The 11,393-nt window shown below is 34.3% G+C and carries 10 protein-coding genes; 9 read left to right on the top strand and 1 reads right to left on the bottom strand.

From position 1 onward, the window contains the following. Nucleotides 1-76 precede the first annotated feature (76 nt). The 8 genes from ACP6PK_RS26535 to ACP6PK_RS26500 all read left to right on the top strand — a co-directional run bounded on the left by ACP6PK_RS26535 (nucleotide 77) and on the right by ACP6PK_RS26500 (nucleotide 10,046). A complete protein-coding gene (locus ACP6PK_RS26535; RefSeq protein WP_426564105.1) occupies nucleotides 77-1,342 on the top strand; it encodes a M16 family metallopeptidase in 1,266 nt (421 codons plus the stop codon). Between the two features lie 919 nt (nucleotides 1,343-2,261). Then, nucleotides 2,262-2,975, top strand: coding sequence for a peptidoglycan-binding domain-containing protein (locus tag ACP6PK_RS26530; protein WP_094676792.1), 714 nt, complete (start codon nucleotides 2,262-2,264; stop codon nucleotides 2,973-2,975). A 68-nt stretch (nucleotides 2,976-3,043) separates the two neighbouring features. Further along, on the top strand, nucleotides 3,044-4,018 hold the full coding sequence (accA, locus tag ACP6PK_RS26525) for an acetyl-CoA carboxylase carboxyl transferase subunit alpha (protein WP_094676794.1): 975 nt from the start codon (nucleotides 3,044-3,046) through the stop codon (nucleotides 4,016-4,018). 769 nt (nucleotides 4,019-4,787) lie between these two features. Further along, a complete protein-coding gene (locus tag ACP6PK_RS26520) occupies nucleotides 4,788-5,111 on the top strand; it encodes a transposase (RefSeq protein ID WP_426564103.1) in 324 nt (107 codons plus the stop codon). Between the two features lie 281 nt (nucleotides 5,112-5,392). Then, nucleotides 5,393-5,632: a transposase gene (locus ACP6PK_RS26515; protein ID WP_426564101.1), complete on the top strand. Its 240-nt coding sequence runs from the start codon at nucleotides 5,393-5,395 to the stop codon at nucleotides 5,630-5,632. Beyond that, on the top strand, nucleotides 5,598-5,960 hold the full coding sequence (locus ACP6PK_RS26510; RefSeq protein ID WP_426564109.1) for an IS200/IS605 family accessory protein TnpB-related protein: 363 nt from the start codon (nucleotides 5,598-5,600) through the stop codon (nucleotides 5,958-5,960). The genes ACP6PK_RS26515 and ACP6PK_RS26510 overlap by 35 nt, the downstream gene beginning before the upstream one ends. Before the next feature lie 1,278 nt (nucleotides 5,961-7,238). Next, entirely contained in the window at nucleotides 7,239-7,970 is a 732-nt protein-coding gene (folE, locus tag ACP6PK_RS26505) for a GTP cyclohydrolase I FolE (RefSeq protein ID WP_426564099.1), read from the top strand. A gap of 636 nt (nucleotides 7,971-8,606) precedes the next feature. Continuing rightward, nucleotides 8,607-10,046, top strand: coding sequence for a phosphoglucomutase/phosphomannomutase family protein (locus ACP6PK_RS26500; RefSeq protein ID WP_426564097.1), 1,440 nt, complete (start codon nucleotides 8,607-8,609; stop codon nucleotides 10,044-10,046). Between the two features lie 567 nt (nucleotides 10,047-10,613). Here the strand turns inward: ACP6PK_RS26500 and ACP6PK_RS26495 are convergent. Next, entirely contained in the window at nucleotides 10,614-10,820 is a 207-nt protein-coding gene (locus ACP6PK_RS26495) for a hypothetical protein (RefSeq protein WP_426564095.1), read from the bottom strand. Between the two features lie 82 nt (nucleotides 10,821-10,902). On the opposite strand from ACP6PK_RS26495, the gene yidD reads away from it, so the two are divergent. After that, nucleotides 10,903-11,355 carry a membrane protein insertion efficiency factor YidD gene (gene yidD / locus ACP6PK_RS26490; protein WP_426564093.1) on the top strand — a complete coding sequence of 151 codons (453 nt, stop codon included), beginning with the start codon at nucleotides 10,903-10,905 and terminating at the stop codon, nucleotides 11,353-11,355. Nucleotides 11,356-11,393: the final 38 nt, after the last annotated feature.

The following is an 11,393-nucleotide window of genomic DNA, read 5'->3' as shown; positions in this document are numbered from 1 at the left end:
AATTATTAATTATTAATTATTAATTATTAATTATTAATTATTAATTATTAATTATCCACTACTCCCTATTTTCAAAATGATTAATCAAACCAATATAAATCGAACAGTTTTAAATAATGGCATAGTTCTAATTACAACAGAAAATACAGTTGCTGATATTGTGTCAGCTAAAATATTCTTACGAATAGGTAGTCGTTATGAAGCAAAAAAACAATCAGGAATTTCCCATTTATTAGCAGCAGTTTTAACAAAAGGAACAGAAAAATTATCCTCTTTAGAAATTGCTAATAAAATTGAATCAGTAGGAGCAAGATTAGGAAGTGATACAACAGCAGATTATTTTTTGCTGAGTATGAAAACAGTATCAGAAGACTTTGATGATATCTTTCAATTATCAGGAGAAATAATCAGATATCCTTCCTTCCCAGAAACAGAAATTGAATTAGAAAAACGGATTACTATTCAAAATATTCGTTCTCAACTAGAGCAACCTTTTACCGTAGCATTCTCTCAATTACGAGAGATGATGTATCAAAACCATCCTTATGCTTTATCAACTTTAGGCACAGAAAATACAGTTTCTCAAATCACCCGCCACGACATTCAAAAATTTCATCAAAGTTACTTCCGTCCAGACAATATAGTGATATCTATAGTAGGCAAAATTAACAACGAAAAAGCCATTGCTTTAGTAGAACAAATCTATGGAGATTGGCAACCACCAATAACACCTCTACCAACTTTAAATTTACCAACAATAACTCCTCAACCTTTCACAGCAAAAAAATACCAAGAAACTCAACAATCTATTATTATGCTTGGGTATTTAGCAGCAAATGTTAATAGTTCTGATTATGCTCCTTTGAAATTACTTAATACTTATTTGGGAAATGGTTTATCCAGTCGTTTATTTGTAGAACTAAGAGAAAAAAGAGGTTTAGCTTATGATGTTTCAGCATTTTATCCTACCCGTCTCTATACCTCTAACTTTACAGTTTATATAGGTACAGCAGCAGAAAATACAGAGATCGCTCAGAGCGGATTAAGAGTAGAAGTGGAACGCTTAGTTACTAACTTACTTAGTGAAGAAGAGTTAGAAGTATCCAAAAACAAATTATTAGGTCAGTATGCTTTGGGTAAACAAACAAACTCACAAATCGCTCAAATTTTAGGATGGTATGAAATCTTAAATTTGGGCATATACTTTGACAGTAAGTTTCAGGAAAATTTGGCAATGGTAACAAGTGCTGAAGCACAAGAAGTTGCCAATAAGTATTTTATAGAACCTTATATTTCAATTGTCGGACCAGAAAAAGGTAGTGATTCAACAATTAATAATTAGGGTTTGCTGAATAAAGTCTTTTGGCATGGGTAGGAGACAGGAGAAATGGAAATTATAGAGGAGGTAGTGGTAAAAATTGTCCCAAGATTTTTCTGCCATAATCATCCCAAAATACTAGCTTTTTGAGCTTTTTAGACAGAAAACCTTGCACTTTTTTCGACCAAAAAAGGCTGAAACTAATATCTGTCAGTGCTTTTATCTTTAATCAGCAAGCCCTAATTAATTATTAATTGTTCTGTAATAGTAATACCATTTCTCTATGAAGTTGCACTTAATAAAAGATGAGAATAGCTAGTTTCATTAATTGATAATTGATAATTGATAATTGATAATTGATAATTGATAATTGATAATTGATAATTACCTCTCCCTAAAAGGTAGAGGATTGACGAATAAGGAAAAGATTTATTTCTCTTGGTCGATTAGATATGGCGTTTCGGCTGTCGCCGACATATAAAGCGAAGCGGCTCTGCACTCTTCGGGAAACCTCGCCATCTCATCCTGACGGACTGCTCCGCAAACGACCGCTTTTTTCCCTTGAAAGGGGAGGCTTCAAGGCGTGAATGATCTAATTGTTTAATTGTTTAATTATTAATTATTTCGGTACTAAAGTCTCAGCAACAATTATTAAGTGCATTCTTACAAAGAAATGGTATAAGAATTAGTTAAAAGGATTTTTTTTCTTCTCTTGGTCGATTATATATGCTGTTTCGCAGCGTTTTCCTTTCCTGCGGATGGTACGAAATGGAACATGAAAAACAAAGTTTTGCGTTAGCTAAACGACCACTTTTTATCCATGAATGGAGAAACTTTATACCTAAATTTTTCGGTAAAATTAAAAAGTAATATTTTATCAAAACTTTAACTGAAACTTATAACTTATATAAAAAAACTGAAACTTTATTAATGCCTAAGTGTAATGTTAAGAAACTTAATTGGGATAGGAATAAAACTTGGCAAAAGTTCAAGCTGGATATTTAGCTTAAGTTGTTTGACTTTATTGGTAATTATAAGTAGTTCCAGCACTATATGGGGACAAATACCTGTAGAAACTAATTCTATACCTACTACTATTAATCGACCAACACTTAAAGCAGGTAGTCAGGGAGAAGAAGTATTAGAATTACAAGGAGTTTTGAAGTTACTAGGATATTACTTTGGGGAAGTAGATGGAGTTTATTCTGAAACTACTACTACTGCAGTTGTTAAATTTCAAGAATCTGTGGGATTAATCCCCAACGGTATTGTTGACCAAAATACCTGGAACCGTTTATTACCAACAGCCAAAACTTATAATTATACCAATGGAACTACAATACAAGAAAATACAAACTCAAATTGTAATTGTTCGCAAAATCAAACTTTACCTACCATAATTAACGACTCTCCCCCAAAAATTGAATCAGATACAGAAACCTCTAATATTGATTTGCCAATTCTCAAAATTGGTATGAGAGGTAATGCAGTTAGAGGATTACAACAACGTCTAAAGGCCAAAGGTTTTTTAAAGGAAAAAGTTGATGGAATATTTGGCCCTAAAACTCAAGCTGCTGTTAAAAATGCTCAAAGAAAATATCAACAAGAGCAAAATGGGATTGTAGATACTTCTCTATGGATGACTTTACTACGTTAATCAAAAAATTGGTCAAATATGGTAAACTTACAGATGTAATTATGTAACTTAGAAATAAGAAACTCCGTGTGCCTAAATCAGAACGTAAAATTCTACTAGATTTTGAAAAGCCTCTGGCAGAATTAGAAAACCGTATAAATCAGATTCGTGAACTAGCTAAAGATTGTAGTAGTGTAGATGTTTCAGAACAAATTCATCAACTAGAAGCAAAAGCAACTAAACTACGTCAAGAAATTTTTAGTGGTCTTTCCCCTGTACAAAAACTACAGTTAGCCCGCCATCCTAGGCGACCAAGCACTCTGGATTATATTCAAGCTATCGGTGATGAGTGGATAGAATTGCATGGTGACCGTGGTGGTAGTGATGACCCAGCAATAGTGGGAGGTTTGGCCAGAATCAATGGTAGACCTGTTGTAATTATTGGTCATCAAAAAGGACGAGATACAAAAGATAATGTAGCTCGTAATTTTGGTATGGCCTCAGCAGGAGGATATCGAAAATCAATCAGATTTATGGAACATGGCAATCGCTTTGGAATGCCAATTATAACATTTATCGATACTCCAGGGGCATGGCCAGGTATAGAAGCCGAAAAATTAGGACAAGGAGAGGCGATCGCCTACAATCTTCGAGAAATGTTCCATCTAGATGTACCAATAATTTGTACAGTAATTGGAGAAGGTGGTTCAGGTGGAGCGTTAGGTGTGGGAGTAGGCGATCGGTTACTGATGCTAGAACATTCTATATATACAGTTGCTAGTCCAGAAGCTTGTGCAGCCATTCTCTGGAAAGATGCCAGCAAAGCTTCTCAAGCAGCAGATGCCTTGAAGATAACTTCCTGGGATTTAAAAAAGATAGGAATTATTGATGATGTAGTTCCAGAACCAAATGGTGGCGCTCATTCTAACCCTTTGCAGGCAGCAGAAAATCTCAAAAAGGCTATAGTAAAAAATCTAGATGAATTAAGCCAGTTAAGTAGTCAAGAACTCCGAAAACAGCGTTATCAGAAATTCCGTTCTATAGGAGTATTTGTAGAGACATAAAAATGAAAACTCTGAAAATTCCCAGAAGTTTCAAAGGCTGGTTGAATAACTAGAGGCAGGTTTTAAGCAGGGGAAAATATCCTATAGAGTGTAATATTGTAGTTTATTGGTGAAAATCCTGAATAACCGTCGGAAATTATTATTTAAAAGTATAAAATTTCCATGGCTATTATGATATAATCAAAAATTTTACTCAAACGAAAAGGTCTGAAAAAGTGAAATATTAAAGATAGGGTTACAGCTAGATATTTTGTATAACTGAGGAATGTAGGAGTCTATTTCCAGGTTTGAAGCAGATAGATTTTATCCTATTTCTCAGCTATGTTCTCAATTTAGAGAGAGACAGACAACAGCGTTATACAAAATTCAAAAAAGGCTGTTACATTCATTCTTTGTGATTTATTCCTACAGTTTAATAGTTTATGGCTTGCATTCGTTGTCAAAATCAAAGCTTTTTACTCCATTTTTTGTCTATTTATCTTTCCTGGCTCCGGCGTGACTTATCTCTTTTTACTTGTTCTGTCACTGTAGCAATATTTTCAGAAAATGGTATAATAAATGTTGTACATAAATATAGTCTTATGTAGTCAAATAATGTCAAATATCTTCGTTGATTTGTACATGCATAGCTACTAAGTATTTGACAAAATGTAATAACTATCGACCTGATGTTTAATGGTATAATGAAGTTGTCGCTTAATTCCCGACTAAATAATCAAAAAAATTCCGAAATTATCATAGCCCAAGTGTAATTTTAACCCCTTGATTTATGAGATTAGTTGAGAGACATATTATTCAACCAACACATCGGTTTTATGCTGAAATTGACCGACTGTGTTTCTTGTCGAAAAATCTCTATAACTATGCTAATTATTTAGTTCGGACCTCTTGGATATTTGACAAGACAAATATCTCCTATTATGACTTGCAAAAAACACTCTCTACTCAAGTAGACTATCAAGCAATGCCAGCTAAAGTATCTCAACAAATCTTGATGATACTAGATAGAAACTGGAAAAGCTTTTTAGCAGCGAACGAAGTTTATAAACAGAATCCATCAAAGTTTAAATCTCGTCCTCGTCTTCCCGGATAGAAAAAGAAAATAACGGGAAGAAATATTGTAGTTTATACGCTTCAGGCCATCAGCAAGAAGCAACTTAAGCAAGGAATTATTAATCCTTCTAAAACAGGGATTTATCTAAAAACATTAGTACCTACTTCACGCTCTTAAACAAGTTCGGCTCGTCCCTAGACTTAACCATTATGTAATTGAGGTAGTTTATGAGAAATGCGAAAAACAATACAAGCTAGAGAAAAATCGTGTTTGCAGTGTTGATATTGGGTTAAACAATTTAGCTACATTAAGTTTTAAGGGTGCCGGAATCAAACCCAAGAGTGATCAATGGCAGACCGTTAAAATCTATCAATCAATACTATAATAAAGTGAAAAGCTTCCTACAATCTCAACTCCAGGAAAATAGATCGAGCAAAAGACTGAAAAAACTTTGCAATAAAAGAGAATTTAAAATCAATGACTATCTTCATAAAGCATCTCGTTTAATTATTGATACTCTAATTAATCAGATGCAGAGGAACTCTGATAATAGGGCATAATGAGGACTGGAAACAGAAGATAAATTTAGGGAAAAGAAATAATCAAAATTTTGTATCTGTTCCCTATAATAAGTTAATTGAAATGTTATCTTATAAAGCCAAGATGGTAGGGATAGATGTGATTATTACAGAAGAATCTTATACTTCCGCATCAAGTTTTATAGATAATGATTTGATTCCAGTGTACAAAAAAGGTGAGAAAATAAGAGTCAACTTTTCTGGCAAAAGAGTAAAGCGATGCAGCGCGGTCTTGGGGGTTTCCCCCATGAGCGACTGCATCAAGACAAAGAGGCTTGTATCGTACTGCCAACAAAGGATTAATCAATGAGTAAAGTGAACGGTTCTCTAAACATAATGAAAAAAGCAGTCCCAAATGTCTTTGACCATGGGATAGAGGGTGTTGTAGTTCACCCAGTCAGGATAACGCCTGCAATGCAGGAGGATTAGTCATATTTGACTATATTTTTATGAACTATTACACTTGAGAAGTTCATAAGTCTATACCATTTCACTTTAAGGATTTCACAAATAGAAATCTCCGAATTAAAGATATAGACTTTTTGGTATTAGAAGCAATAGGCAAGAGGTTTTTAGGAAAAAGCCAAGAAAAATGATTGAGGAGATTGACTTGTACAACTCTAGATCATGTTAAATAAAGGGGAAGTTTATTTTCTGGATATATCTACATAGTTTCAAAGTTATAATGTTAAATAATCTGTTGAAATTATTGTAACCTCAAAGTTTTCTGTCTATTAAATCTTAAAATCTTAATGCATGAATTTTGACTTCCGCGAAACAAAACAGTTATATGATAGTTTTTAAGTAGACAGATACTCTAACGCCTCCGTTAAAATAGGACTCTATAGATTTTTTGAGGTGGAGTTCCCTCAAAATTTGGAGCTTGTGGACAGATAGATATGAAAAATTATTGAAGGGTAATTCTCAAAAAAGCAGGGAATGATTTGCTAAAGGTCAAAATCATTAGGATAATTTGAGACATTACCAGAAGTGTAGTGAGAATGTCAACTCAACTCAAGAAATGTTTTGAAATTAATTATCTTAATTAGCTATTCACGACAGACTTTCTGGCATAATTATTACAGTAGTATCTATGGTTTTGTTAATGACCAAGTATTTTCACAAGAGGGATGTCTAAAGTGTCCAGTCAATTTGGTTTCATAGCTCTTTATGAAATAATGACAAGAAAACTAAAGAACTACTTAATTAGTCTTACCGCAAGTTTTTTCTAGTTTTGTCAATACCACTCTCTAGGATCAAGAAACTTATTGGGATCAATCTTAACTATTTAACCATGATAAAATCCTAAATATAGTTGAGATGTAAATTCTCAATGCTTTCCTGATACCAATTCAGACAGTAATTTACCTATTTTCTGATAACTAATGATTTGTGAAAATGGATTCTTGGTCGGTGTCAAACTTATCAGTAGAGAAATTGACAAACTCTCATAGTTATAGTTCATTGCTCATTAATAACTAAAACTTATTAGCACCAATGAACAAAGAATTATGACCTAAGCTAAATGGCCTAGCAAAAGTTAGGTCAAGATATAACGTGCTTTTTTGAAATCTGATCCGAATCTATTATGACTCAAACTTTTTCCAACGGTTCCAATTCTAGCAAAACACTTAACATCAATGGTGTTAAAACTTCTGATGCAGATGTAACGGGTAAAATTTCCTATAGACCTGACCGTAGCTCTTCATCCAATGGTCAATCAATTAGGCAACAACCTCCTGCTGAAGAAAGCAATGAGGCAATGATGGAGGCTGTCCGGACAATGCTACTCTCAGTAGGAGAAGACCCTGAGCGAGAAGGATTACTCAAAACTCCTAAGCGGGTTGCAGAAGCAATGCGGTTTCTGACTGGTGGCTACAGTCAATCCCTGGAAGAAATTGTGAATGGTGCTATCTTTGACGAAGGTCATAACGAAATGGTTCTAGTTAGAGATATCAATCTTTTTAGTCTTTGTGAACATCATATGCTACCCTTCATGGGAAAAGCTCATGTAGCTTATATTCCTAATCAAAAAGTAGTAGGACTAAGTAAGCTAGCTAGGATTGTCGAAATGTATTCTCGTAGATTGCAAGTCCAGGAAAGATTAAATCGTCAAATTGCTGAAGCAATTCAAACAATATTAGAACCAAAGGGTGTAGCAGTTGTAATTGAAGCTACTCATATGTGTATGGTAATGCGGGGAGTTCAAAAACCTGGTTCTTGGACTGTTACCAGTGCAATGCTTGGTGTTTTTGAAGAAGATCAGAAAACAAGAGAGGAATATTTGAGCTTAATTCGCCATCAACCTGCATTCTTTTAATAGGTAGTAACTGAATTTAGTGGGAATAAGGAATTGATGAAGGAGTCAGGAGACAGAAGAAAGGAGCTAAAATCAATTAGTGGCGATGCATCCACCCATTAATTGAAAACCACCAAATTTAATTATTTGGTGGAGTCCTTAAACCCATTTATAATCCTTCGATATGGGGCTACGCGCAAGTCAAAACTCCAAAATGTAAAAGTCAAAAATAATCTCTGACGCTTATTTGAATATTTATAAGTGTCATAACCATAATGCGTAGTGTTATAGAAGCAAGCTACATCTACCAGTTGATAATGGATAATGGATAATTAACTCTGGTTAAAACCGTAACAGAATAGAATATAAGGAAATATCCTAGCACTTTTTTTCTCTTGAAATAGAAGGCTTTAAACCTGAATTATCAATTATCCATTAGTAAAGAATTATCCAAATAAATTCTGACTCCTGAATTCTTTACTTAGTAAATTTTCTTATTTCCTTCCCCTGCTTTTCTATTGAATTCTTTACTTAGTAAATTTTCTTATTTCCGCCCCGTACTTTTCTATAAATAATTATAGAAAAGTACGGTGGAAGACTAAGATTCAAAGTAAATAACTTAGACAACAAAAATATACAGATAGAGAGATTTCTGATATGGCTAAACCAATCAAATTTGGAACAGATGGCTGGCGCGGTGTCATAGCTGATGATTTTACTTTTGAAAGAGTTGCTTTAGTAGCTCCCATTGCAGCTAGAATTTTAGAGAAAAATTATGCGGATTCTACTAATAATAGTAAGACAGTAATTGTCGGCCATGATCGAAGGTTTATGGCTGAAGAATTTGCTCAATTAGTTGCCGAAGCTGTTCAAAATGCAGGATTTGATGTTCTGTTAACTGATAGTTATGCTCCTACTCCTGCTTTTAGTTTGGCAGCATTTCAAAAACAAGCTCTTGGGGCAATTGTGATGACTGCTAGTCATAATCCAGGGAAATATTTAGGGTTAAAAGTCAAGGGTGCTTTTGGTGGCTCAGTGCCTCCAGAAATAACGAAGCAAATAGAAGATTTATTAACTGTTGAAGCTGAAAAAAGTCAGGTTCAAGGAAGTAAAATAGAAAGTTTTAATCCTTGGCCGAGTTATTGTGAAACTCTACAAAAAATGGTAGAGATTGAGAAGATTAAATCGGCGGTTAATGAAGGGAATTTAAAAGTTTTTGTTGATGTAATGCACGGTGCTGCTGCTGGAGGTTTACAACAAATATTGGGGGTAGAAGTTACGGAGGTTAATGGTGATAGAGACCCTTTATTTGATGGTGGGGCGCCTGAACCTTTGCCTCGTTATTTAAGTAAACTTTTTAAGGAAATTAAAAGTTATCGAGCAGCAAATAAAGGCAGTTTAGCAATTGGTTTGGTGTTTGATGGAGATAGCGATCGTATTGCTGCTGTGGATGGTGAGGGTAATTTTCTTAGTTCTCAAATTTTAATTCCAATTTTAATAGAACATCTGACAACTAGACATGGGTTTAGTGGGGAGGTGGTTAAGACTATTAGTGGTTCCGATCTATTTCCGAAAGTGGCAGAGTTATACAAGATGCCAATTTTTGAAACTCCTATTGGTTATAAGTATATTGCTGATAGGATGTTGTCTACTCAGGTACTTGTCGGTGGAGAAGAGTCTGGGGGTATTGGTTATGGTACTCATATTCCAGAAAGGGATGCTTTGTTGTCGGCGCTCTATTTGTTGGAAGCAGTCGTAATGTCTGGTGAAGATTTGAGTGTTATTTATCGCCAGTTGCAGGAAAAGACCGGTTTTAGTTCTGTTTATGACCGGATAGATTTGCCTTTAGCTAATATGGAAGTGCGAGGGCGACTGTTGGAGGAGTTAACAAATAAGCCTGTGACGGAGGTTGCCGGGCAAAAAGTGGTTGATTGTTTGACGATAGATGGGTATAAGTTTCGGTTAGCTGATGGTCGTTGGTTGTTGATTAGGTTTAGTGGTACTGAACCAGTTTTGCGACTTTATTGTGAAGCTGCGGATATGCAGCAAGTGAAGCAAACTTTGGAATGGGCGAAAAATTGGGCAAATAGTATTTAGGAGTCAGGAGGGATAGAAAGAATTTCGGTGGTGGTGCATAGTAATGGTAGAGAGAGTGCGGGAAGTGTGGGAGGTGTGGGGAGTGTGGGAAGAAATAACAGAAAAAAATTAAAAAGTATATATTTTCACCATTACTATGCAGGACAACCAGAATTTATGCACTTTTGTAAATAGCAATCCGCACTTATGTTGTAATATTTGATTGTAGGGGTTTGGTCTCCAAACCCCCTACAAAAATGGGATGAAAAGACGAAACTTAGAATTTTTTCACGAATCATTTCATACTGTTACTTGCTAATTAAGCGGACATAATATTGTTATAAATTTGAAGATATAGATGAACCTATCCCACTAATAATATTTTTGCTGAAAAGCCCAAATATTCTTAAAGATAAAAACGAAAAATTGAGCTTTTGAGGAAAACTTTACTTAAAGAAATAAGCATTTTTAGAATAGTGAGATAGGTTGATATAAGTATCCCTTAATTTTTATTCAATTATTATGACTTTGATGCTAACTTTTTTAGCTTCAGCAACCAGAAAGCTGTTCAAAATTAATAATTAATAATTACCTCTGCTTATAAAGAAGAGGATTGCTTAAAAGGAATTTTTTTTCTTCTCTTGGTTGATTGGATATGATTAGGTAACCCATCCATCCCATCCTACGGACTACTCCGCAAACAACCGCTTTTTTCTCCATGAATGGAGAGGCTTTATACCTTAATTTTTCGGTAATTTGTTTGATAAAAAAAATGCTTTTGCCTTTATCTGTCAAGACTTTTAGATTTAATCAGTAAGCCATAGTTAACGTAGTGCTATATAAAATTAGCCTAAGATAAAAATTAATTGCTGAACTTATGAATAAAATTGCTGTTGCTTTAATTAGCGGGTATCAACAATATGTTTCTCCTAGAAAAGGTTTTTCTTGTGCCCATAGAATATTGTACGGTGATGAGTCTTGTTCTCATTACATTAAACGTATGTTTATGGAACAAGATTTTTCTGAAGCTATTGCAGCAGCACGTCAAAGGTTTAAAGCTTGCAAAGAAGCTAATCAAATTTTGAAGTTACAAGCAGTTAGTAATTCCGAAAATGAAGAAGATTTGAAAGATAAAGAAAAGTTGGTAAAAGATAAACTACCTCAATTAAAAGTAAAAGATAGGGATAAGAGAAAATCAAATAGTAGTAGAGTTAGAGAAAATATTTATTGTTGCTATGAAATATTGGAATGTGATGATTGTCTTCCAGAATTAGAATGTGATGGTTGTTTTCCAGAATTAGAATGTGGTAGTTGTGACTTAGATTTGTAGTCCAGACTTTGGTAGTTATAGTGGTTAACGAAGTCAGA

It is taken from the genome of Dapis hubbardiae BLCC-M172 (genome assembly GCF_050016015.1).
Classification (GTDB): Bacteria; Cyanobacteriota; Cyanobacteriia; order Cyanobacteriales; family Microcoleaceae; genus Trichodesmium.
This window is presented reverse-complemented; position numbering and strand designations above follow the sequence as displayed.

Excerpts from the sequence above, each read along its gene's own strand:
- ACP6PK_RS26535 (WP_426564105.1), top strand. The coding sequence starts at position 77 with ATGATTAATCAAACCAATATAAATCGAACAGTTTTAAATAATGGCATA.
- ACP6PK_RS26530 (WP_094676792.1), top strand. The coding sequence starts at position 2,262 with ATGTTAAGAAACTTAATTGGGATAGGAATAAAACTTGGCAAAAGTTCA.
- ACP6PK_RS26520 (WP_426564103.1), top strand. The coding sequence starts at position 4,788 with ATGAGATTAGTTGAGAGACATATTATTCAACCAACACATCGGTTTTAT.
- folE (WP_426564099.1), top strand. The coding sequence starts at position 7,239 with ATGACTCAAACTTTTTCCAACGGTTCCAATTCTAGCAAAACACTTAAC.
- ACP6PK_RS26500 (WP_426564097.1), top strand. The coding sequence starts at position 8,607 with ATGGCTAAACCAATCAAATTTGGAACAGATGGCTGGCGCGGTGTCATA.
- yidD (WP_426564093.1), top strand. The coding sequence starts at position 10,903 with ATGAATAAAATTGCTGTTGCTTTAATTAGCGGGTATCAACAATATGTT.